This window comes from Armatimonadota bacterium (assembly GCA_017993055.1).
GTDB lineage: Bacteria > Armatimonadota > UBA5829 > DTJY01 > DTJY01 > JAGONM01.
In genome coordinates this window covers 55,307-79,563 of sequence record JAGONM010000005.1, presented here as the reverse complement: position 1 = coordinate 79,563, position 24,257 = coordinate 55,307, and the positions used below count along the sequence as shown (strand labels likewise).

At 62.7% G+C, this 24,257-nt stretch carries 16 protein-coding genes; 9 read left to right on the top strand and 7 right to left on the bottom strand.

Going from position 1 to position 24,257, the window contains the following annotated elements; genetic code table 11:
* Nucleotides 1-188: 188 nt before the first annotated feature.
* On the bottom strand, nucleotides 189-2,903 hold the full coding sequence (locus KBC96_03545) for a family 10 glycosylhydrolase (protein ID MBP6963461.1): 2,715 nt from the start codon (nucleotides 2,901-2,903) through the stop codon (nucleotides 189-191).
* Between the two features lie 75 nt (nucleotides 2,904-2,978).
* A complete protein-coding gene (locus KBC96_03540; GenBank protein MBP6963460.1) occupies nucleotides 2,979-5,609 on the bottom strand; it encodes a family 10 glycosylhydrolase in 2,631 nt (876 codons plus the stop codon).
* Between the two features lie 626 nt (nucleotides 5,610-6,235).
* On the opposite strand from KBC96_03540, the gene KBC96_03535 reads away from it, so the two are divergent.
* Entirely contained in the window at nucleotides 6,236-10,090 is a 3,855-nt protein-coding gene (locus KBC96_03535; protein MBP6963459.1) for a carboxypeptidase regulatory-like domain-containing protein, read from the top strand.
* A gap of 83 nt (nucleotides 10,091-10,173) precedes the next feature.
* Here KBC96_03535 and KBC96_03530 read toward each other — a convergent pair whose 3' ends face one another.
* Nucleotides 10,174-10,656: a hypothetical protein gene (locus tag KBC96_03530; protein ID MBP6963458.1), complete on the bottom strand. Its 483-nt coding sequence runs from the start codon at nucleotides 10,654-10,656 to the stop codon at nucleotides 10,174-10,176.
* 134 nt (nucleotides 10,657-10,790) lie between these two features.
* Here KBC96_03530 and KBC96_03525 point away from each other — a divergent pair, with 134 nt between their 5' ends.
* On the top strand, nucleotides 10,791-11,882 hold the full coding sequence (locus KBC96_03525) for a hypothetical protein (GenBank protein ID MBP6963457.1): 1,092 nt from the start codon (nucleotides 10,791-10,793) through the stop codon (nucleotides 11,880-11,882).
* Nucleotides 11,883-11,885: 3 nt separating this feature from the next.
* Here KBC96_03525 and alr read toward each other — a convergent pair whose 3' ends face one another.
* The 3 genes from alr to KBC96_03510 are packed head-to-tail and all read right to left on the bottom strand — an operon-like array spanning nucleotide 11,886 to nucleotide 15,043.
* Complete coding sequence (gene alr, locus KBC96_03520) at nucleotides 11,886-13,001, bottom strand: alanine racemase (protein MBP6963456.1); 1,116 nt, start codon at nucleotides 12,999-13,001, stop codon at nucleotides 11,886-11,888.
* Nucleotides 13,002-13,027: 26 nt separating this feature from the next.
* Nucleotides 13,028-14,143, bottom strand: coding sequence for a M20 family metallopeptidase (locus KBC96_03515; GenBank protein ID MBP6963455.1), 1,116 nt, complete (start codon nucleotides 14,141-14,143; stop codon nucleotides 13,028-13,030).
* Entirely contained in the window at nucleotides 14,144-15,043 is a 900-nt protein-coding gene (locus KBC96_03510; GenBank protein MBP6963454.1) for a fumarylacetoacetate hydrolase family protein, read from the bottom strand.
* A gap of 149 nt (nucleotides 15,044-15,192) precedes the next feature.
* Here KBC96_03510 and KBC96_03505 point away from each other — a divergent pair, with 149 nt between their 5' ends.
* From KBC96_03505 to KBC96_03480, 6 genes are all read left to right on the top strand, one after another.
* The gene (locus KBC96_03505; protein MBP6963453.1) at nucleotides 15,193-16,116 is read left to right on the top strand and encodes an L-lactate dehydrogenase; all 924 of its coding nucleotides are present in this window, start codon (nucleotides 15,193-15,195) and stop codon (nucleotides 16,114-16,116) included.
* 64 nt (nucleotides 16,117-16,180) lie between these two features.
* Nucleotides 16,181-16,837: an MBL fold metallo-hydrolase gene (locus tag KBC96_03500; protein ID MBP6963452.1), complete on the top strand. Its 657-nt coding sequence runs from the start codon at nucleotides 16,181-16,183 to the stop codon at nucleotides 16,835-16,837.
* Nucleotides 16,838-16,902: 65 nt separating this feature from the next.
* Entirely contained in the window at nucleotides 16,903-17,745 is an 843-nt protein-coding gene (locus tag KBC96_03495; protein MBP6963451.1) for a fumarate hydratase, read from the top strand.
* A gap of 47 nt (nucleotides 17,746-17,792) precedes the next feature.
* A complete protein-coding gene (locus tag KBC96_03490; protein MBP6963450.1) occupies nucleotides 17,793-18,347 on the top strand; it encodes a Fe-S-containing hydro-lyase in 555 nt (184 codons plus the stop codon).
* The gene (locus KBC96_03485) at nucleotides 18,344-19,804 is read left to right on the top strand and encodes an N-6 DNA methylase (protein MBP6963449.1); all 1,461 of its coding nucleotides are present in this window, start codon (nucleotides 18,344-18,346) and stop codon (nucleotides 19,802-19,804) included. Before KBC96_03490 ends, KBC96_03485 begins: the two co-directional genes overlap by 4 nt.
* Nucleotides 19,801-20,673 carry a complex I NDUFA9 subunit family protein gene (locus tag KBC96_03480; GenBank protein MBP6963448.1) on the top strand — a complete coding sequence of 291 codons (873 nt, stop codon included), beginning with the start codon at nucleotides 19,801-19,803 and terminating at the stop codon, nucleotides 20,671-20,673. The genes KBC96_03485 and KBC96_03480 overlap by 4 nt, the downstream gene beginning before the upstream one ends.
* Nucleotides 20,674-20,757: 84 nt before the next feature.
* Here KBC96_03480 and KBC96_03475 read toward each other — a convergent pair whose 3' ends face one another.
* The gene (locus KBC96_03475; GenBank protein ID MBP6963447.1) at nucleotides 20,758-23,031 is read right to left on the bottom strand and encodes a sodium-translocating pyrophosphatase; all 2,274 of its coding nucleotides are present in this window, start codon (nucleotides 23,029-23,031) and stop codon (nucleotides 20,758-20,760) included.
* Nucleotides 23,032-23,418: 387 nt separating this feature from the next.
* Between KBC96_03475 and KBC96_03470 the strand changes: the two genes are divergently transcribed.
* The gene (locus KBC96_03470) at nucleotides 23,419-24,231 is read left to right on the top strand and encodes an ABC transporter permease (protein ID MBP6963446.1); all 813 of its coding nucleotides are present in this window, start codon (nucleotides 23,419-23,421) and stop codon (nucleotides 24,229-24,231) included.
* Nucleotides 24,232-24,257 lie beyond the last annotated feature (26 nt).

Sequence of the window (24,257 nt, the reverse complement as noted above, 5' to 3'; positions counted from 1 at the left end):
CATGAGAGGCCCCACTGCCCGCCTCCCTACCTGAGAGTTTGTATGTCCAAGGCGTGCGCTTGAACGCCGCCAAGCTCATCTACTGCAAGATCAATGCCAATCCGCCCGTTTTCCCCGCTATACCGCAGATTTCTCAGGTTCAAGACCGCCATTCTACAGACGTTCGGCGCGCCCTGCGGTTCCCATTCTCATCTCAACCTGAGAGTCAGGTCGTCCACGTTGGTCTGAATCCAGTAGCCGTGCCACGGCTGAAGCGTCTCGGAGGACGGGAAGTCCTCGGGGAGTCCGATGTCGCTCAGGCTCTGAACCGTCGCATCCCACCAGTATCCGATCGAGGTCAGCCAGTTGTTGGTGTATACCGCCGTGGAAAGCGGCACGGTCTGTCCTCCGTGCGTGGCAGCGGTGTCAGGCCACTGCTTGTTGCTGGTGAAGGGGCATCCGATGATCGCCCAGCCGGACTTGGACAGCGGTATGTCGCGCGCCGTGGCATTGCTCGGGTAGCCCTCGTAGGATATGGCTCCGGCGGAGTTCGAATCCAGCCAGTAACCGTTCTCCACGTTCATGTTCCCGAACGCTTCCGGCGACCATACGTCGTAGGCCGTCAGGCTCTGCGTCGCATTGTTCCACCCGTAGAGCCGGCCGTCTATGTCTATGCCGTTCATCACCGAGGCCGGATCGGGATTCACCGGGTCCACCGGAAGGCTGAACAGGCTCCACCCGTTCACGACCACGCCCGCGGGCGACGTCACCGTTACCGTTCCGAGCGCCACGTCCCTGCGGATCACCTGTCCGGCGGACAGTTCCAGGCCGCTTATCACCCGGTTGGGGTAGCCTGTCTTGGAGTATGTGACAGTGTAAGTCCCCGGCGGAAGGTCAATGAACCCGTACGTGCCGGTCGCGTCCGTGACTGTGTTCAGCGTGACCGGGCCGCTTATGCTCACGGTGGCCTTGTACAGCCACTGCCAGTATATCGGGTCCGGAGCGCCTGACGCTTTCGTCACCGTGCCGAAGATGATACCTCCGGTCGGGTTCGTCTTCCAAGGCATTTCGGGAATCGCCGCCGGGGAAGCGAATACGGTCGAACTCACTGCGTTGTAGAACTCCGAGTTCGGCCTGCCTTCGTCGTTCGTGGATCGGTAGCTGTAGGTCACCATCCCGTCCGCTCCCGCATCCCGCGCATACTGCATCTGGATGATGCTGTTCTCGATCGAGTTCATGTATGCGCCCTGGCCCTTGGCCATGTGCCTGCCGTAGCGGTGGTCCACGAAGAAGTCCGTCCAGTCGCGATAGTCGCGTGCCGATGTGGGAATGTCCTCGTCCTTGTAGCCCATCGGGGTCAGGAGGTCCAGGATTCCTTCCTCGGCCCAGGCCGGCCAGTTCTGGAAGACGTCGTAGTATGTTGATGTGTTGGTGAAATCATACGTGGGATACAGTCCGCCTCCGCCGGTGAGACAGGCGGACATCTTGATCTGAGGCCTGATCTTCGTGGCCTCGAGATAGCACTTTCTGACCAGGTCCGTTACCTGAGTGCGCCTGTAGTCGCACCAGTTGTCCCACTGCGCGCCGTTGTCACTGGTGGGTGGGTAGTAACCGTATTCATTGTAGAAGCGCTGTCTTGCGATGGGATTGTAGCCCCACTCCGCGCCCATGTAGCGTATGTAGTCGAAGTTGAACCCGTCAATCTCGTACTTGCCTACGATATCCTTGACGACCTCGCACACGTAGCGCTGGACCTGCGGCACTCCGGGGTCGAAGAAATAGCTGGAGCCGTCGTTGTCTTCTCCCGTCTTGCTCAGCATCACCCACTCAGGGTGCAGCGTCCACATGTGATAGGGAGGCGCCGCCCCCCATGCCACCCGCCATATCCTGTAGGTCACTATCCACGCATGCACTTCGATTCCCTCGGCGTGCGCCTTGGTGATCAGGTCCTGAAGCGGGTCCCAGGGCAGCGGCTGGGTGATGTTGGTGGCCCTCGGCTCGTAGGCCGAGTCATAGTAAGCGTCGCCTGCCTTCCTGATCTCAGGGATGATCACGTTGTAGTTGTGGGTCTTGGCGGTGTTCACCAGCGTCGTGACCTGAGACGGGTTCAGTATGCCTTCGCCCCATGTGTCCACCCACATTGCCCTGTACTCCGGCTTCGGCGCGCTTGTCGTAGCGAAAGTAAAGTCGCCCGATACGCCGAGGTTGCCCGCGCTGTCCTCGGACTTGACCCGATAGTGGTAGGTCGTCGCCGGTGAGAGGCCCGTCACGTATGCGATGTGCTGCATCGCCGGCCCCGGCTTCTTCGCGGTCTGGCTTCCGTAGGCGGCTGTAAGGCCGTACTCCACTTGCGATGTAGCGGCCTCGTTCGTGCTCCAGCGGATCGTCGCCGACTTGTAGTCGGGCTCGGCCGCCACGCTGAATATCGTCGGGGGAATGGTGTCTACGCCGCCTGACGGGCAGTAGAATCTGAATGCGTCCGCCATCACGTTCTTGCCCTCGTCACCCCGGTTCGTGATCCGGGCGTATCCGCTTGTACCGGCTAGGAACGAGTATGTTCCGACCTGCACCCACTGGCCGCCGTTGATCTGTTGGTTCACGTAGACGTAGTAGTCTCCGCCTGCCGAGTGTATCAGGTACTCGGCCTGCGTAGGGCGGTTCGTGCCGGCGGGATACCAGGAGTAGACCTCCCAGTCGCTTGCGGTCACGGGGATGCTTGGCGTGTACGTGGCTGTCCTGCCGCCCGACGTGGACTGAGCGCACCAGTAGTAGTCGCTCCCGTATCTCCCGGATGCGGTCGTTCCGGTTGCCCAGGTGCCGACCAGCGTCGCGCTCGGGTTGTCGAGGATTATCTCGATCGGCGCTGCATATCCCTGAGCCGCCATGACGGCCATCATCAGTGCCGCGATTAGGTATCTAGCCATCAAACGCCTTTCTCTCGGTCTCGAGTTCGCCCATCTCGGCTGCGCGGGCCGCCAGGGTGCTCGGCATAAACTAAGCTATCTCGCAATCAGCGACAAGTCATCCACATGCGTCTGCAGCCAGTACCCATGCCACGGTCGCATGATCTCAGTGCTCGGGAAATCCTCTGGCAGCCCTATGTCGTACAGGCTCTGCACGCTCGAATCCCACCAATATCCGATAGAGTTGAGCCAGGCGCCGGCCTGGGCGGCCGATGCCAAGGTCTTCGCCTCCAGCCCGTCGGTCACAAGGAAACTGCCCCACGGCCTCTCGGAGTCGAATGGGTTGCCGAACAGGGTCCATCCGGCCTTTGGGAGAGCTATCAGGAAGTTGCTCGATGCATTGCCGTACACCGTCACATCGAGCTGATGCGCCGAGTCCGCAACGAGCCAGTATCCGTCTCCTCTGAAGACCCGCCCGAACGACTCGGGCGTCCAATCGTCATAGCCTATCAGGCTCTGTGTGCGGTTGTCCCACTGATAGAGCGCCGCGTCAATCGTCATGCCTCCGAAAACGCTCGATGGTGACGGCTCCCAGGGCGTACCGGGGATCGAGACGAGGTTCCACCCGTCGGACACCGCTCCGACCGGCGACTGCACGGCGGTGCCCGGCTCGATCGAGACGTCGTTCTGCTCCCTGGGGATCAGCGTGCAGTGAGGCGCGCCGATAATGCTCTCGATGCCGACGATGCCCGTCACTCGAACTCGGGCATTGAGCGGCGGCGGCGAGAACGGGTTGCCGTCAGCTAGGCCGGAATACCGCACTCTCAGTCCTGTCGCCCCCGAGCCGTCGCTGATGAGGCTGCCGTCTTCAATGTAGAAAATCTTCGACGCGGCGTCCACCGCCGTGACCTTGCCGACGGCCTCGACGAAGATTCCTGCCTTCCCCGCATCCGCGCCCGCCTGCGCCGATGCCGCCGAGGTGCCGGCCAGATCCTTCCCCCTGACGCCGACGGGCGTCGCGGCACCGTGGTCGGCCTCCACGGTATGCACGAGCGGATTGGCGATCACCCGCTCGCCGTCGGCCGTCGTCATGACCGTTCCAAAGACCCTCACCAGGTCGCCCGGGCAGACGAGCACGTCCGTCTGCGAGGGGAGTTCGACGGCGATCCCCGAGGCGTGATTGGCGTCTTCGATGTAGAATCTGTTTCGGAGCTGAGTGTTTCCGGCTGTCACTGTCATCGGCGGCAGGGCGACACCGGAGCCGTCTGGAAGCAGCTTGGCAAATCCCGCGCCTGCGGCCTCCACGCCCGACGCGACGAAGTCCACAGTGCTGACGCTCCCTGCGCTGATGGTCACCGGTTTGGTAGCGTAGAAGCCGTCCTTGCTGACGCTGATGTTGTAGTCGCCGGGAGCCAGGTTCATGTATGCGTAGAAACCGTTGCCGTCGGAATAGGTGCCGTATCCGCCTCCTCCTATGGGCTCTATCATTACCCAGGCGGCGTCAACGCCCTTTCCCTGCACTGAATCTACGATCGTCCCTTTGACGTGACCGACGGTCGGCGAGGTCTTCCACGGCATAGCCGGTGGGCTCACCGGCTGCGTGAATGCCTGAGAGGTCAGGGTAGAGTAGAACGTCGGCTCGTCATCCGCTGATGAGTTGGTGTCTCCGCTGTGCGTGTAGCAGTACCGATATATGCCTGCGCCCTTCGCTCCGGCCGATCTGGCCAGCCCGATCTGTGACATCGTGTTGGCGATTGTATTCAGGTATGATCCCTGCAGCACGCAGGTCCAACGCGCTCCACCGTTCGCCACGCAGTCGCCGATGCGCGTGTTGAAGGTCGTGTTGCTGGTCGTGTAGATCATCGGGTAGTTGCAGTCCATGATCCCGCTCATCATCCAGGACCGCCAGTCCTGGAAACGATACGTGTATGCGTCGTTTCGATCGCCGTATGTGGACGCGCCGATGACGATTTCCGGCCGCGTCTCGAGCGCGTTTGCGTAGACCCTCCGCATGAAGTGTGTAACCTGCTCGCGCCGCCATGCCGACCAGAGCGAATCGGTGTAGTTCGGGACGTACGCGCTGCCCAGCCCGTACCGCACGCGGAACCTGTCGAGAGCGGCGGCGTTGTAGCCGGAGTTCTGGTTGGGATATCGAATGTAGTCGAACAGCAGGCCGTCTATCGGGTAGTGTAGGATCAGGTCCATGGCCGTGTTATAGTTCCACTCGGCGGCGCCGGGATTCCCCGGGTCTGCGTAGTAGCCCTCGCCGCTGAATAGCGTTCCGCCCGTGATGGTCTGCGTGAGCCAGTCGGGATGCCTGTTCATGAGGTGGTCCGGATCGGGCGGCGCGACCGAGGCAATGCGCTGAGCCACCACCCAGGCGTAGACCCGGATTCCCTGTGCGTGAGCCTGAGTGCAGAGGTCGAGGAGCGGATCGTAATCGGCGGCGATGTCGCCTGCCCGGACGTCGCGGTTGGGGCGGGTGGGGAAGTAGTACGCGTCGCCTGTCTTGCGCACCTGCGCGGCGATGGCGTTGAAGTTCCCGCTCTTCGCCCTGTTGACGAGGGCGGTGACCTCAGCCCCGTTCTTGATCCCGGGTCCCCAGGCGGAGACCCACAGCGTGCGGTCCTCCGCGGTCTGCGAGACGCACGGCACCGCGGATGCCAGCACTAGCGCCAGCGGGATCAGCCGTATGAGCGCGGCTCTGAGAGACTCTCTCGTTCCCATATTTCTCGACCTGTACTGCCGCGCCTGCCGATGATGGAATCGCCGTCTCATCTGACAGGCAGGTCTTCACTTGGCCGGGATGGTCGCAAACCGACCTGGAGATACCAGACGCACGCGCAGGCCGTTGGCAGACATGGGGGGACAGACCACGCACACTTGCTGTTCCTAGCGATCGGAGGACAACAGGCCCATCGGCGAGATCACGATTCCCACGTCTCAGGCGGCACACGCAACGTATGGATACCACCGGATGGCGACCAGCCTCCAGTAAAACCGCGCACAATAAGTATATCCTCAAACCCGCTCCTTGTCAACAGAAATGCCAAAAACCCCGTACTAGTACCGGCCGATACGGGGGCCTTCGCGACTCCGAAACAGCGCCTGCAGGTAATAATACTGGTTTTTCGGCCCGCACGGACGCATTTGAGCCGAGTTGTAGTATAATAGCGATATACGCTGGAACAATCTGCCGGACAGATGCGTTCCGGCGCGGGTTGTCGTTCGCCCCGCGCTCCCAAAGGACGCCTTTCCCTTCCCTGGGTCTTCCGGGAGTAGGAGTCTGAGCGTATCCGATCAGTTGCCGGGCAGGTCGACTACGAACAGCCAGGATTGATGAGGAGGATCGGATGAAGCTCCTGCGGTTATGCATCGTGTCGGCGTTGATGCTGGTGATTGCCGCATCCGCCGAAGCAAAGATTGCAGTATATGAGCCAACCGGGTGGGCGCAGAGCAGCCTCGCCAAAGTGTCGTATCGCCTCAACACGAATACCGCTTATGTAATCGTTACCATATATCCTTCCGACGCCAACGGCAACCCTACCGGCCCTCCCGTCCAGTCCGAAACCTATTACAACGAGCCCCGGGGCTATCGAGAGCATTTCTACTACGGACTTACGACCAACCGCTATGTAGCTGTCATTGAGGCGGGGGGTGTCAACGAAGCGGCTTGGCGTCCTCAGGCCGGCATCTACAAGATTGACCAGCCGACCGTCGAGTACAGCCCGCCGAACCCCACCGTCCCGGATATCGAGGGATGGTATGGGATCGGCGTCAACACGAGGGCCGCGAGCCCGTACTTCGGCTACGTCTACTCCCCGCACAAGAGCTATCAGGATATCTATGTCTACCGCGGCGACGGCTCGTTCTTCCGCACGATGAACGACACTGGCGTCTATTGGGGCGCGAGTGCACCGTGGGATGTCTGTGTCGCGGGTGATGACTACTTCTACGTCGGCGACCGCAGCAGCCGGCTCGTATACTGCTGCAAGCCCGACGGAAGCGGGATCGAGTCGGTGTCGCCGCCGGTGACCTACTCCAGGGCTCTGTTCGCCAGGACGGACGTGAGCGGCGTGACCTATGTGTACGTCACGGGCGGATACGGCGACGTCTACCAGGTGACGCTCCAGGCGAACCACCAGACGTGGGGAACGCCGGTGATCATCGCCTCTCTCGGTGGTCTCAGTGACGACAACTTCAAGATCGGTGGTCTGTGGGTCAATTCGGCCGGCAATACGATGTATGTGTGCTACGACGGCAAACTCCACAAGTTGGTGAAGTCCGGCAACGTCTGGGTTGCCGCCGGTTCGCCCTGGCCGGTCTCGATTCCTTCGTGTTTCGATGTTGACATGGCTCACGACGGGTCGAAACTCTGGGTCTCCGCGAACAGGGCATATAGCCCTACTGCAAGCTACCCGATATACCAGGTCAACCCGACGACCGGTGCGGTGACCACGGTCACATACGGCACGGTCACTTGGGGGCACATGGTCAAGACCGATGCGGTGGGCAACGTCGCGTTCACCTACGGTAAGTCTACGCCTACGTGGGGCCAGTACTACTGGGCGATGTTCACGGAACCGGGAACTTCGTCCTACAACACCAGGACCAACACCTTCAACACCACCGGGGATCACCTGCCGGTGATGACGTTCTACACCATGGAGCCTGCGTCGGTCCCCGGCGACAACAGCACCACGGCCACCATGACCGGATGGGTGTACGACGGCGCGGGTTGGGCCGACGCGCAGCAGATTCGAGTAGACCTCGATGCCGTGGGCATCACCGAGGACGTCATCAGTACCACTCGAGTGAGCGCTCCGTCTGATCCCACCGGAAGGACGGCGATCTTCACCGTCCCCGGCCTCAAGGCGGCCGTCGGCGCTAGGGTTGCCGTTCACAACCTGCCCGTTGTCATCACCGACAGTTCCGGCTCGGTTAGTGACAGCGTGCAGCTGCGCGTGACGGGCACGAACGTGACCTTCACCGTCAAGCACAACGAGACCAACCGGCCGATCGCAAACGCCGTCGTACGAGCCACCGGCGGAACTCCGGGACTGCCGGGCTATCCGTTCGAATACACATCCGCGCTGACGAACTCGAGCGGGGTGGCCGTGCTCGAGCTCAGCCAGGGCACCTACCAGGTGCAGGCAGTGAAATCTGGCTACGGAAGCCTGCCCGCAGTTGAGGTTGTCGTGGGAGGCAGCCCGTCGTCCTCCACGCTCTATCTTCGTGCCTGCACCGTGGCCGAGGCGCGCGCGCTGGCGGATTCGACGCAGTGTAACGTCAAGGGTGTGGTCTTTGCTGCGACGTCCGGCCCTTATACATCGCCGAATCCTCCGGCGGTGAAGGGGCTTGCCGAGCGCAAGGACTTGACGAGCTACTGCTATCAATGGTACGTCTGCGACGCGAACAACCCGAACAACGGCATACTCATGGTGTTCCCAATCCCCGAGGACCCGTTCAGCTATCAGATGGATGATCCCGGAGACCCCACAACTTACGTTGGGCCGAGGCCGAAGGTGGGAGATACGGTCAGGGTGACGGGAATGCTCGCAACTCCCAGCGGTCACGAGCGCCGGATTCGGCTTGACACCGCTCTAACCTACGCATCCGACGTGTACTGCAACTACGGCAACATCGGCGGCCTCCCCGCGATGCCGGCGGGTATCACTATTCCCGAGTTCGCGCATGCGAGTATCTCGCAGCATCCCTCCTGGGGCAAGTATGCGATATTGATGGGCGCGGTCGTGCTGAAGAACGTTCCAAACGGAGAGCCCTCCGGGACGTCTTACGGCGATCCGGTGCCCTATTCCGTCATTGCCGACATGTCCGGCAACATGGCCGAGCTGGTTATCGAGACTCCTCTGACGACCGGCGTGACGGCTTGGCCCGAGCCCGGGGCGGTCTACATGTTCCGGGGGCCGATCGGCCGTCGCGCGCGTTACGGCAACGGGTGTATCAGGGTTCGGACCGCCTCCGACATCATGCTCTCGGAGGCCGCCGGGCCTCGCGGCGCGGCGATATCGTCGGTGCGCGAGATGCCGGACGGCAGCTACGTGAATGTGGAGGGCATAGTCTCTGGCGTCTGGGCGACGTGCTTCTATATCCAGTCCTCCGACCGAAGCGGCGGCATCAGGGTCAATATGGATGCCGGGTACTATGTCAAGCGAGGTGACGTGGCGCAGGTCCAGGGCATCCTGGGTGTCACCGACGGTGAGCGCTCGATCGCCCCGACGATGCCTCCCGTCGTGCACGAGACGGTTACTCCTCCGGTGCCTCTGGGCGTGAGAAACCGCGACCTCGGAGGGAACTCTCCGAGTCCGGAGAACCCCGGCGTGACCGACGGCCGCGGGCCGCTGAACGTCGGACTACTCGTGAAGACGACCGGGAAGGTCAACTACACCAACACCGGGTATTTCTATATCCATGACGGATCGAACCGGTCGGACGCCCCCCTGGATGACGGCTCCGGCCACTACGGTGTGCGTATCACGAGCAACACTGTCGTGAATGTCGGGGAGCGTCTGGAGGTGACGGGCGTCTCGACGACGGACACGTGGAATGTGCCCGGTCGGAATATCCCGACGATCATGCCGAGGGATGTGAACGACATCGTTCGTAATCCTGCGCTTAGCGCCGTTTCCAGTCCTGGCGGGACGGTGACGGCCGGATGGAACCTGATCGCGGTACCTGCGATTCCGTCCGACCCGTCGCCGGATGTGGTGCTGTCCGGCATCCCGATTGACGGCGCCCTGTATCGCTGGGAAGCCTCCGTCGGTGGGCTGTATACCTATGACACGTGGACCCCCGACATCTTCGGAGGGATACTGCTCGGTGACGGTTACTGGATGCAGTCACCGTCCGCGAAGACCATTTCCTACCAGGGCCGCTATCAGACCGATGATCAGTGGATCACCCTCCCGACCGCTGGATGGACGCTTATCGGGCATCCGTTCACTCAGAGCCGTGAATGGGAGAACGTCAAGGTCGCGAACGGTATCTATGTGCTCGGAATGTCCGATGCCTCGCACCTTGAAGGCTGGATGAACTCGCTCGGTTACTGGTGGGACAGCGGGTCGCAGGGACTCTACGATTTCGGCCTGCCCGAAGACTGGGTGGCTCAGACCGCACTGGCCCCGTGGCACGGCTACTGGGTGCAGTCCAACGTGGACGACTTGGCGCTGATCGTGCCTGCGAACTGAAACGTGAAGTTGAACGCTGAGAGTTTGAGGTCCGGTTGGGGCGGGAGTGCGTCTCCCGCCCCAACTTCTGTTCCTGCCCGTCACTACTCGGGGCCCATCGGCAGCCCTGTTATGCGAACCACCTTCCACGCCGACGAGGCGAGAACCAGGTATCTTCTGGCAGGCTCCTTCTTCAGCATGATTCGGACAGGCCCGTGGAATACCATGCTCATCCTGCCTTCCTGATACGCGTGCAACGCGACCACCGTCTCTACCTCCGCCGAATCCCCCGATACCGCCAACGATTCCGTCTGCAGCGAGACATCGTATCTCTCCGCCGTGCGGAGCGCCTGGATCAACTGCAGGCGCAGGGCATCCCGGTTGAACCCCGACTCGTCGGAGTAGTCCTCTGACACACACGCCATTGCATCCCTCACGCTTCGCCGTTCGATCGAGGACTCGCCCACCGCCAGCAGCGCTCTGATCTGTTCTTCGTCGGACTGCGGCTGATCGGATGAGTTGACGTATAGGAACGTCCCTGCCAGCGCCGCGACTACGCTTAGAATCAACCACCAGGATCGTTTCATCCGGTGCACCTCCAACTGCCATAGCTCGACCCACTCTTTGGACGATCCTAGCCGGGTTCCAGTTCGTGCACCGGCAGGAATACGAGTCGCGTGTGGGTAAATACCTGCTGGACGCTCGTGGAGGTGCTCCGCTCATGCCCCTGCAGCCGGCGGTTGCATGGACGCCGCATATCGAGGAGATGCTCGCGTCGCCCGGTACGATCGTCATCGTCGGGGCGGTGGACGTCGGGAAGACGTCGTTCTGCACCGTGCTCGCCAACGCCTCATTCGAAGCCGGGATTTCGACCGCTATAGTGGATGCCGATACGGGTCAGTCCGAGATCGGCCCGCCGACCACGATAGGTGTGAGCGTGCTCGAGTCCCCGGTCCACAGCCCGGGCGATCTGCGTCCCCGAGGCCTCTACTTCGTCGGTTCAACCTCGCCCGTTGGGCACGTCACCGCCGCTGTCGCCGGAGTTCGAATGCTGGCCGACCGAGCGAGAGAACTGGGGGCGGACCAGGTCATCGTGGACACTACCGGCCTGGTGAAGGGTCTAGTCGCTCGTCAGCTCAAGACGCACAAGCTGGAGATCCTACACCCGAGGCACGTCGTCGCCCTGCAGAGGTCAAGTGAGTGCGAGCATTTCCTGCGCCTGTTCGACGTGATGGCGGGTTGCGAAGTCCACCGCCTCGATGTCTCTTCGGACGCGCACCCTAAGTCTCAGATGCTGAGGGCTCAGAGGCGCGCTGTCAGGCTCGCGGAGTACTTCAGAGAGGCGCGCACGGTCGAGTTTTCGCTCGATGCGGTGGCTACGAGCGGCACGTACCTACGGACCGGCATCCCCATGGAGCCGAAGTTCCTCAAGTTCGCGTCAACCGTCCTGCGAGCCGAGGTACCCCACGGCGAGTTCATAGGCGGCACATCGGAGAGGCCGATCGGCGTCTACCTCGTTGCCTCTTCCGGCTACGACGCGCGGGGACTAGAGGACCTGAAACAGCACTTCGCGACTTCGGCGATTGTCGTCATACCGGCGATCAGGTACGTCAACCTGGCGGTCGGCCTGATTGACGACAGGCTGCAGACGCTGGCTGTCGGGGTGATCCGGAAACTCGACTTCCGCACGCGTGTCGCTTCGATCCTGACGCCGCTCAGGTCGGTGCATCTGGCGAAGGCAATCCGGTTTGGGGTGCTCAAACTACGGCCGGATGGGACTGAGATCGCGCGCCTTCGACCGGGCGAGGTGTAACGGCTATCCGGTCCTGACATATACCCTCGGCACCCGCCTGCTGATCGCGCAGACGATCTCGTAGGAGATAGTCCCGACGATCTCCTCGGTCTCCTCCATGCTGATCTCCTGGTCGCCCTGCCTGCCGTAGAGCACGACCTCATCGCCGACCGATGCGCCCGGCACGTCGGTAACGTCGAGCATGATCTGGTCCATGCACACTCGCCCGATGATCGGCACTCGTGCACCTCTTACCAGTGCATGGCCCCGGTTCGAGAGTCGCCGGTTGTACCCGTCAGCGTATCCGATCGGGATCGTCGCCACGATCGTCCGTCTGGTGGTGGTATATGTGCGCCCGTAGCCGACGGTTCGGCCCGGCGGAAGTTCCTTCAGGAACGCGATCCTCGACTTGAGGGTCAGGGCCTGCCGGAGCTCGACCTCCCGCGACACGAACGGTGAGTCGTAGAGGCCGTAGAGCATGATCCCCGGCCGGACCATGTTGAAGCAGGAGTTCGGGCAGTTCAGCAGCCCCGCGCTGTTCGCAGCGTGTCTGAGCGGTATGTGGACGCCTTCAGCCTGGACCGCCTCGATGATCCTGGCGAACTCCCATATCTGCTGATGCGTGAAGCTGAGGTCCTCCTCGTCGGCGGTCGGGAAATGCGTGAAGATGCCCTCCAGTTCGACCCCGGGAAGTCCTGCGAGTTCGGCGGCGAACGCTGGTGTGTCTTCCGGCTGAATACCTACCCGTCCCATGCCGGTGTCTACCTTGAGGTGAACCTTGACCGGCTTCCCGGAGGCCCGTCGCGAGAGTTCTCGGGCGAACTCTATGTCGCATACCGTAGGGGCCAGGTCGTGCCGCACGATCTCCGGGATCTGCTCGGCGAATGCCGGCTGGAGGAGCAGGATCGGGACGCCGATGCCCGCGTCCCGGAGTTCGACCGCCTCTTCCACGAACGCGACTCCGAGCATCTCGACGCCGGCCTCGACCAGGAGGCGGCTTACTTGGACCGCGCCGTGCCCGTAGGCGTCGGCTTTCACCGCCGGGCATATCCGTACGCCCGGCTCGACGATCTCTCGTACCTGAGCGAGGTTGAACTCTATCGCACTAAGGTTGATCTCAGCGTGTGTCGGCCTGACCACTCCTACTCCTACTCGTACTCGATTTCCTATCGAAACAACTCCAGCGCAATTTCCGCATACAATCTCGCCGCCAGATGAACCTTCTCCAGCGAGACGTATTCATTCGCCGAGTGCGCGCGTATCAGTTCCCCCGGCCCGAAGACCACCGCGTCGATCCCAAGGCCCGACTGGAACGCCTCGGCCTCGGTCCATCCCCGCCAACCGACGGTCTCTTCATCGGACCTGCCGACGACGCGGTCCAGCACCGAGCGGATAGACTGTATGAGGGGCGAATCGAGTGGTGTATCGAGCGCTCCGCCCCGCTTGATGATCTTGTACTCAGCCTTGTCGCCCCACCGGTCGAAAACCTCCCGCACACGGCCCAGCACCCACTCGACCGTCATCGGCGGAACGAGCCGGATGTCCAACGACGCTTCGCACCGGTCCGGCACGCGGTTCGGCCGGTCGCCGCCTCGGAGTATGCCGAGGTTGAGCGTCGGCGGCCCCACCTTGGGGTGGGGTTGATGGTCGGTCACGGCCTCTCGGAGTTCGGTCACGAGCCGGAACATCTGCTCGATGGCGTTGATTCCCTCCATTGGAAGCGCACCGTGCGTCGCCTTTCCGTGTGTGACGACCTCGAGGAACACCAGTCCGCAGTGCGTCGGGACGATCCGCAGGTCCGTTCCCTCGCCGACTATCGCCATGTCGCACCGATAGCCCTGGGGGATCGCGGTCCGGACGCCCGTCGCATCGCCCTCCTCGTCAACGGAGATCAGCAGGTCGAGCGTGCCGCCGAGCTTGGTGCCCGAGTCGGCGATCGCCTTCATCGCTCCGATCATCGCCGTGACCGACGCCTTGTCGTCCATCGATCCGAGCCCGTACAGCGTGTCGCCCTCGATCCGCGCCTTCGGGATCGAGTCACCGGTCGGCTGAACGGTGTCGCAGTGCGCGTTCAGGCAGAGGATCGGGCTGCCGTCGCCGATGCTCGCGAGGATGTTCCATCGGCCCTCCGTCACAGGATATCGTTTCGTCGCGAAACCGAGCCGCGCCAACTCCTCCTCCAGAAAGAGCAGGATTTCCTTCTCGTGCGGGTACACGCTCGGTATGTCCACCAGCCTTGTCAGCAGGTTGGTTAGATAGCAGTTGTCGATTGGAACGTGCATCTATTCCGCGACCACCGGGTTTCTGAGCACCCCGATCCCCTCGATCTCGACCTCCATGATGTCGCCGACCTGTACCGGGTTCATGCCCTCCGGTGTCCCGGTCGAGATCACGTCGCCGGGAAAGAGCGTGTGGAAGCTCGAGATGTATGATATCAGCTTTGGGACCTTGAACATCAGGCTTCTGGTGTTGTCCTTCTGACGGACCTCGCCGTTCACGCGCGTCTCGATGTCGAGTTCGATCGGCTCCCGGATCTCGTCCGGCAGCACGATCCACGGGCCCATCGGCCCGAACGTGTCGATGCCCTTCGAGCGCACCCACGGGCTCGATAGCTTCAGGTCGTCCCGCTGCATGTCCCGCGCGGTCACGTCATTCATTATTGTGTAGCCGGCGACGTACGACGGCGCTTCCTCCTCGGCGATGTTCGCACCTTCCCTGCCGATGACGACCGCCAACTCGCCCTCGGGGTCCACGCGTGTGAGGAGCTTCTTGTAGACTACCGGTTCATCCGGGCCGATTACGGAAGAGTTCGCCTTGCTGAAAAACACCGGCTCGGTCGGAATGTGATAGCCGCTCTCCAGCGCATGCGCCATGTAGTTGCGCCCGAGCGCCATTATCTTCGAAGGTCGCCTCACCGGGGCGAGAAGCTTGTAGTTGGCGACGGTGTACCTGTCCTCCAAGCCGTGCTTGCGGGCGAAATCGAGCGCGCTTACGAAGGTCTCGACCGTGAAGAGACCCTTCTCGAGCAGTTCCATGGTGGAGTGCATCGGGCACTCGCATACTCCTCGCTCGAGCATTCCGAGGGCCTGGTAGGCGGAAGTGAAATCGAATACCTTTTCGTTGAGCAGGATGCCGATGCTCTCCTGCGGTGAATCCGGGGTGATGTAGCGGACGACTTTCATGTGTCTCTCCTTGTCGCATGATATCCTCCCAATCATAGTCCCGCCCCCGTCTTGTGTCAATCGGTCGCGGAGGAGTTTGCCTGCTCGAAACCGAATCAAAAGGATAGCGTACGTTACGGCGGACGGCGGTTCACGGGGAGGTTTGAGATATGAAGGTCAGCATCATCGGTGGCGGCGGGCGAGTCGGATCGAACGCGGCGTATGCCCTGCAGATCGGGGGGCTGGCGAGGGAACTGGCGATCGTGGATGTCGCCCGCGACATGGCGGAAGGCGAGGCGCTCGATCTCAGGCACGGCGCGTCGGTCGCAGCGTCCCAGAAGATCTACTCCGGCGGCTACGAGGCCTGCGAGGGCTCGGATGTCGTTGTGATCACAGCCGGCCTTCGACGCAAGCCCGATGAGAGCCGCCTCGACCTGATCAACCGCAACGTCGCGCTCTTTAGGACGCTCCTCGACGAGGTGAGGAAGGTCAGGCTGGCTGATGGAGCGATTATGCTGGTGGTCTCCAACCCGGTAGACATCCTGACGCACCTCGCCGTCCAGTCAGGCGTCGTCCCGGCCAAGCAGGTCATCGGCCTCGGCACGGTCCTCGACACAACGCGCTTCCGATCGCTCCTCGGAGAGCACTTCGCTGTCGATCCCACCGATGTGGACGCCCTGATCCTCGGCGAGCACGGCGACAGCATGGTCCCGATCTGGAGCTGTGCCGCGATCAACGGTGTGCCGCTCCGCAGTTTCCCGAACTACGACGAGGCGACCGTCAAGGGCATCTTCGATTTCACCAGGAAGAGTGGCGCCGAGGTCATCCGCCTCAAGGGCGGCGCGGGATATGCAGTCGGCCTGGCGATCAAGGTGGTTGTCGACGCCATCATCCTCGACAAGAAGGCGGTTCTTCCGGTCTCTTCTTTGATACAGGGCTACATGGGTATAACAGATGTGTGCTTCAGCGTGCCGACGGTGGTCGGGCGCCGCGGAGTCGAGAAGCTGATCGAGATCGCCCTCTCGGACGACGAGAAGGCGGCGCTCATCAACTCCGCCGGCGTCCTGAAGCAGACGATTGCTCAAGTGCAGTGATCGGTTGCGGCAGGGCCGCGCATACTTCCTATGCGTCCCATAGGTCTCATCGAGTAGGTGCACAGTGCTGATCAAGTGGCTTGGCCACGCGAGTTTTCTTCTGCAGGCGGCTGATGGGACGAAGGTCATCACCGATCCGTATCAGTCCGGCGCGTACGGCGGAGGAATCATGCATCGTTCCATCGATGTCGAACCGGACATCGTGACGGTCTCCCACGACCATTCCGATCATGGCTACGTCGAGGGAGTTCCGGGCAGATTCGAGGTGGTGAATACTCCGGGCGACAGGACCATCGCGGGTATCGCGATCAGCGGCGTGAGCGCCTTTCACGATCCGGACAAGGGTGCGATCCGCGGCCCGAACATGATGTTTACGGTCGCTGTTGATGGTGTGAGGGTCGCTCATCTCGGCGACCTCGGACATGAGTTGAGGGCCCAGGAGGTTGAGCAGATTGGGCAGGTTGACGTGCTGCTGATCCCTGTCGGCGGATACTATACCATCGGCCCGGAGCAGGCGTCACGGGTTATCGAGATGCTGAAGCCGAGGGTCGCCATCCCGATGCACTTCAAGAACGAGAAGGTCAACCTCACCATCGGCCCCGTGGATGATTTCCTGAGAGGAAAGCCGAATGTCAGGGTACCGGGCGTCTCCGAGATCGAGGTGACCAAGGACACGCTCCCCGCCGAGACGGAGATAGTCGTCCTGAAGCCTGCTCTGTGAAAGTCCGGCAAGGTCCGGGGTCCGATCTGTCCGACGCGACCGACGCGTCCGACCGCCAGCCTGCCATGAGAGACATACACGCTTCCACGATCACCGACGCCGTCGCCGAGTTGTGCATGACTGCCAACTATGCGCTCGGCGACGACGTGTTCCAGGCCCTGAAGGACGGCGCCGCGAACGAGGAGTCGCCCGTCGGCCGGGAGGTACTGGCACAGCTCGTCGAGAATGCCGATATCGCCCGCGAGAAGCAGGTCCCGATGTGCCAGGACACAGGCTTCGCGGTCGTTTTCGTCGAACTCGGGCAGGAGGTCCACATCACCGGCGGCCTGCTGACCGACGCGATCAACGCCGGGGTCGCGAAGGGCTACACCGAGGGCTACCTGCGCAAGTCAATCGTCGGCCACCCGCTCGACCGGAAGAACACCGGCGACAACACGCCCGCCGTCATCCACACGGAGATCGTGCCGGGTGACAAGCTCAAGATCACGGTCGCGCCTAAGGGCGGCGGCAGCGAGAACATGAGCGGCGTCCGGATGCTCAAGCCGTCCGACGGCGTCGAGGGCGTGAAGCGGTTCGTCGTCGAGACGGTCAAGGCCGCCGGATCGAACCCGTGCCCGCCGATCATCGTCGGAGTCGGCATCGGCGGCACGATGGAGAAGGCGGCGATCCTGGCGAAGAAGTCGCTACTGAGAAGGGTAGGGGAGCACAACGCGAATCCCACGGACGCGGCGCTCGAGGACGAACTCCTGGGGCTCGTAAACGACACGGGCATCGGGCCCGCCGGCCTCGGAGGGCGGATCACCGCGCTCGCGGTCAACATCGAGACGCACCCTTGCCACATCGCCGGCCTGCCGGTCGCGGTCAACATCCAGTGCCACGCCGCCCGGCACAAGGAGATCGTGCTGTAGGGGCGTGCCTTGTTCCGCCCATAGGTCACATAGGTCTCATGAGTCCCATGTCAGACGCAATCATGCTCCGCACTCCACTGACCGACGAGGATGTCACCACCCTCCGCGCCGGAGACCGCGTCCTCCTCAGCGGCGTGATCTACACCGGTCGTGACGCCGCCCACAAGCGGCTGTTCGAGCTGCTCAAGGAGGACAAGCCTCTCCCTGTCGATCTGCGCGGGCAGGTGATCTACTACGTCGGCCCGACGCCCGCGAAACCCGGTCGCGTCATCGGTTCGGCCGGACCGACGACGAGCGGCCGGATGGACGCCTACGCCCCGGCGCTGATCGCGTACGGCCTCAAGGGCATGATCGGCAAGGGACTCCGCACGCAGGCGGTCCGCGACGCCATGCAGGAGCACAAGGCGGTCTACTTCGGCGCGACCGGAGGCGCTGCGGCGTTGATCTCTCGGCGCATCGAGAAGGCCGAAGTCGTCGCATACGATGACCTCGGCCCGGAAGCGATCCACCGGCTGGAGGTCGTGGACTTCCCGCTCGTCGTGGTCAATGATGCTTACGGCGGGGATCTCTATGCGGAGGGCGTGAAGGCGTACGCTCGATGATTGAAGTCGAACATCGAACATCGGACCCTTCACGAATCACGAATCACGAATCACGCCACCAGCGTATCCTCGGCCAGTACTTCACCCCGGAGCCCGTCGTCGCGCTGTGCTACCGAATGCTCCGCGACTTGGATCCCGACACGACCAACCCGAGCATCATCGATCCCTCGTGCGGGTCGGGTGCGTTCCTCTCCCACGCACTCGATCGCGGGCTTACCACTCCCGACCGTCTCTTCGGCGTCGAGAAGGACCCCTCAGTCGCTGAGACCATCCATCTGAGCGGTGTCAGGATCTTCATCGGCGACGGCCTCAGCCGGTCGAGCAACTGGCGCCCTGCCAAATCCGAAATCCCCAGTCCGAGATCCGAGATGGCGTTCGACTGGGTCGTCGGCAACCCGCCTTTCGGCAGTCGTGGGGAGAGCGACGTCGAGCCGGTGAAGGCCCACTTCAGCGTCTGGCGAGCAAATGGGGTGAGAGGTTCCTCCCGCTACCCGATCGAGATCCTGTTCCTGGAGCGGTTCGTCCAACTGGCGAAGCCGGGAGGGCATATCGCCGTCATAGTCCCCGATGGCATCCTCTCCAACGCGAGGCTGTCATACGTCCGCGAGTGGCTCTGTGAGCATGCCGAGATCATGGCCGTCGTCAGTCTGCCGCAGCGTACATTTCACCGCCAAGGAACCGCCGCCAAGGCGTCCGTGCTAGTTCTTCGCAAGAGGCACAGAATCGAAACGGACGAACGGGAATACGGGGGCGTGGAACTATGGGAGTATGCGGGTGTTCTGCACCGACTCCAGCACTCCCCCGTTCCCCCGTTCCGCGCGGGCGATCGGCTCGACCCGGCCTACTATCACCCCGATTTCACCGAGAACGCGCGATTCCTCTCGGGCCTCCCCGCTGTGGTCCCGCTCGGCGATCTGATCGGGTTCACTACCTATGGTGCGGTCGGCTCGCGCAAATACTCCCAATCCGGAGTGCGCTATATTACGCCTGCGAACCTGCTTCTGGACGATGAGGGGTACACCGTCGGCGTGGGTGTTCACAGTCCTGAGCGTTTCGTGGCGGAGGGATCGCACAGCGATCCGCCGAGGAGCCGCCTGCGCAGAGGCGACCTGCTCCTCGCAAACAGCGGGGTAGGGTGCATCGGGCGGGCGGCCGTCTTCTGTTCGGACGAGCCGTGCAACATCAGCCAACACATCAACCTCATGCGGCTGGCAGGGATCGAGCCAGAGTACGTCGCCGCCTACCTGCAGACGCGGTTCGGCCGCCTGCAGATTCAGCGTGAGAAATGCGGCGTCGGTGCGTGCGGTATCAACTTCGACCGGATCAGGGGCATTCTGATGCCGGTCCTGCCCGCAGGTATCCGCCGAGAGGTTGTCCGGCGGTACGCTCGAGGCAAAGTCGGGAGAGCCGTCGCGCTTCTCGAAGGAGGCATCTCATCGGAGGGGGCCTGCCGATGATACTTATCACTGGGGGAACGGGGTTTGTCGGAAGCCACGTTGTCAGGGCGTTGACCGAGGCCCGTCTCGAAGTGCGGTGTCTGGCCCGGACCCCTGCGTCCATCGAGGGCGCGTCGGTGGTAGTCGGCGACGTCACCGATCCGGGTTCGCTCGCGGATGCCGTCTCGGGTGTCGAGACTATTGTCCACCTCGTCGGGATCATCCGGGAGCGGGGCCGCGCCACCTTCGAGCGAGTCCACGTCGAGGGTACGCGAAACGTCATCGAGGCCGCCGGAGCTCGCGGCGTCAGGCGGATCATCCACATGAGCGCGCTCGGCGCCCGACCCGACGGCGTATCCCGCTACGAGACGACCAAATGGCAGGCGGAGGAACTCGTGCGCGCGTCCGGCATGGAGTGGGTCGTCGTCCGGCCGTCTGTGATCATCGGCGAGCGGGGCGAGTTCACCGGCATACTCCGCGATCTCGTCACCAGGCCTCCCGTAATCCCTGTCATCGGCACGGGGACGTACAGGCTCCAGCCGCTCTACGTCCGCGATCTTGCCCGCGCGTTTGTCAGGGTGCAGGCCGACGGCTCGTTGTGGGGGAGCGTCTACGAGTTCGGCGGGCCGGAGCAGTTGACGTTCAATGAGATGCTGCGCGTCACAGCAGAAGTCCTCGGCGTGCGCAAGCCGATGGTCCATCTGCCGCTCTGGCTCATGAAGCCGCTGATAGCGTCTATGGAGCGCCTGACCGCCCGCTTCCCGATCACGAGCGACCAGCTCGCGATGATGGCCGGCGACAGCGTGACGGAGCGCAACGCGTTCGCCGAGTCGTTCGAGATCGAGCCGACACCGTTCCGTGAGGCGCTGGAGCTCTCCCTCAAGACGTGAGACCTGAGCGTCCCATCAGACGAGGAAAAGGCCGGGGGTCGCTCGACCCCCGGCCTTCGATCGTTGCTCTGAATGACGACGAGGCTAGGCAGTCTCTTCTTCGATCTTGGCCGGAGCGCTTGTGTCCACGTCCAGACCCCCTCGCTTGCTCCAGAGGGTTGCACCCACCAGAGCCAGGATTGCCACGATGGACACGACCGCTCTAGCCGTAATGGACATGTCCGCGAGCGAGATCGGCGCCACAAGCAGCGCGACCAGGTTCATGACCTTGATCAGCGGGTTCAGCGCCGGGCCGGCGGTGTCCTTGAACGGGTCGCCGACGGTGTCGCCTACCACCGCAGCCTTGTGCTCGTCGGTGCCCTTGCCGCCGAACATGCCGTCCTCGATCTTCTTCTTGGCGTTGTCCCACAGCCCGCCGGTGTTCGATAGCATGACGGCCATCAGCTGACCGGAGAGGATCGCGCCTGCCAGGAATCCGCCGAGCGCCTCGAATCCCAGGGCGAATGCCACCAGGATCGGAGCCGAGACGGCGAGGACGGCCGGACTCATGAGTTCCTTCTGCGCCGCGGCCGTGGAAATCTCGACACACCGCTGGTAGTCCGGCTTGCCCACGTCGGAGCCCGAGCGCGGATCGTAGTCCATGATGCCCACTATCTCGCGGAACTGGCGGCGGACTTCCTCAACCAGTTGGAATGCCGCGCGGCTTACCGCGTTGATCGCGAACGAGCAGAACAGGAACGGCACCGCTCCGCCGATCAACAGGCCGATGAACACCTCGGTCAGGTTGACCTGGATCGCCGTCAGGCCGGCATCGGCCATGAACGACTTGAAAAGCGCGGTCGCCGCGATGACCGCGGTCGCGATCGCCAAGCCCTTGGTCAGAGCCTTGGTGGTGTTGCCGACCGCGTCGAGCTTGTGGACGATCTTGTGGGCGTTCGGGCTGACGCCTTCTTCCTTCAGCGCGCCGGACATCTCGAAGACGCCGTTCGCGTTGTCCGAGATCGGGCCGTAGGTGTCCATCGCGAGCATGAAGCCGGTTGTCGCCAGCAGTCCGAGCCCGGATAGCGCCACGCCGTATGCGGCCATCATCGGATCCTTGAAGAGCAGTGCCGAGGCCAGGATGCTGACGCAGATCGCTACCACGCCCCACACAGCGGACTCGAGCCCCGATGCGAACCCGCTGAGGATGATCGTGGCAGGTCCGCTCTTGGCGGCCTTTGCCGCCTCGGTGACGGGCTTCTTCTCCGTCGCCGTGAAGTACTCGGTGGTGCGCTCTATGACGAGAGCAAGAATCACGCCCATGAGGTTCGCCGCGGCGAACTTCCACCAGGCGATGTCAACCCCGTGCGCCTGCACGGGATGAACTACTCCAAAGACATACCAGGAAACGACGAAGAAGCCGAGTATGGCGAATGCCGCCGAAACCCAGTAGCCTATGTTGATCGGGCGCATCGGGTTCATGTTCATGTCGTCTTTGCCGACGACCGAGTAGATGCCGATGATCGAGGCGAAGACGCCGACCGCTCTGATGAGAAGCGGGTAGACGACCAGCGCCAGCACCGCGGCTCCTCCGCCGACGACCGCGTGCGCGGCCGCCCCGAGGATGATCGCGGCGACGAGAGTGACCTCGTACGACTCGAAGACGTCCGCGGCCATGCCGGCGCAGTCGCCGACGTTGTCGCCGACGTTGTCTGCGATGGTGGCGGCGTTCCGGGGATCGTCCTCGGGAATACCCTGTTCCACCTTGCCTACCAGGTCGGCGCCGACGTCAGCGGCCTTCGTGTAGATTCCTCCGCCGATCCTCATGAAAAGGGCGGCGAGACACCCGCCGAAGCCGAAGCCGACCAGCACCTTCATGGATTGGTTGCCGAATAGGAAGAACACGATGCACGCGCCGAGCAGCCCCAGGCCGACGGTCGCCATGCCGGAGACGGCGCCCGAGCGGAATGCGATGTAGAGAGCCTTCTTGTAGCTGGTGAGCGCGGCGTTGGCGACGCGGCAGTTCGCTCGAACCGCCATCGCCATGCCGATCAGGCCGGCAAGGTACGACGCGGCGACTCCCATCACGAAAGCGACCGCGACGCCGATGTAGAGCGGCATCGCCGTTCCCTCGACGTTGTACGCGGGGTTGTTCCTGTACAGGAATATCAGGCCGATTGCGATGGCGATGACAAACCAGATCATGGTCTTGATCTGCTTCATCAGGTAGGCCCAGGCCCCTTCCTGTACCGCGCGGGAGACCTCGATCATTCCCCTCGAACCGGGGTCCTCCTTCGAGATCGAAACGAACCACTTGGCCCCGAAAAGCAGGCCTATGATAGCGCTGACGAATACGATCCAGATCGCGGGCATCATCATGCCGAGTTCACTGAATACTGGCAGTTCGATAGCCTCGGATGCGTGTGCGATGCCTCCTGAGGCAATCATGCCGATGACTGCGGCCGCAAGCGTAACCGGCCGGCACAAGAGCCGACGACCGATCTCCGAGACTCGCCCGGATGCGTGAAGCATAGTAGATACTTCCCCCTCTCTCAGATTGGGCAGGCCTGCCATTTCATGCCTGCTCTGAACGGTCTTGCGCCGATGTAACCGTGTACATCGGCGCCGGGATACCGAACAAGGTCAAAACCCTACAGATTATAGTGGCACTTCCCGGCGATGTCAACCTGGTGGACAAACCCCCTGCGGTTCGGTATAATGACCGCGCAAAGAAGTCGTCCAGCGTCGGTTGATCGAGGTGGCGGTGTGACTAACGGGTGCGAACTGGCGAGCGATGCCTCAGAACGGGCGATGGGGAAGAGCGTCGGCGGATTCCTTGAGTTCATCGGAGAGGCCACCCTGGTCGGCGGCGGGGCGATCAGGCGCATCCTCCAGGCCGACGTCAGTCTGCGCGACACGATCTGCCAGATGGCGGCCGTCGGGGTCAATTCGATACCGATCGTAGTCGTTACGACGGCTTTCTCGGGAGCGGTTCTCGCCCTCTACACCACTCAGTTGCTGGTGCAGTACGGCGCCGGGAACCTGGTCGGCGGTGGAGTCTCGCTCTCGGTCACGCGCGAACTTGCACCGGTGCTCACGGCGATCGTCGTGGCGGCCAGAGCGGGGTCGGCCATCGCGGCCGAGATCGGCACGATGAAGGTTACGGAGCAGATTGACGCCCTACGTTCCATGGGCACGAGCCCCATCCAGTACCTGGCGGCCCCTCGGTTGCTCGCCCTGGTGATAATGCTGCCCGTGCTTACCATGATGGGCATGATAGTCGGCAGCTTCGGGGGCTACCTGGTCGCCACGATGAACGGAGTGTCCGGGTCGAGCTGTCTCAACTCTACCAGGATCTGGCTCGATTTCTACGATGTGGCGATGGGTCTGCTCAAGACGGTTTTCTTCGGCGCGTTTATCGCGATCGCGGGAACTCAGCAGGGACTTGCCACTTCAGGCGGCGCGGCGGGAGTGGGTCGACGGACGATGAACGCCGTCGTCATCTCGATGATCCTGATCTATATCTCCAACTTCTTCCTGGCGTATGTCATGTTCGGGCGCAACACGCCGGGCTTCTGAGGCCTCGCGGCCGCATAGGGGCTGAG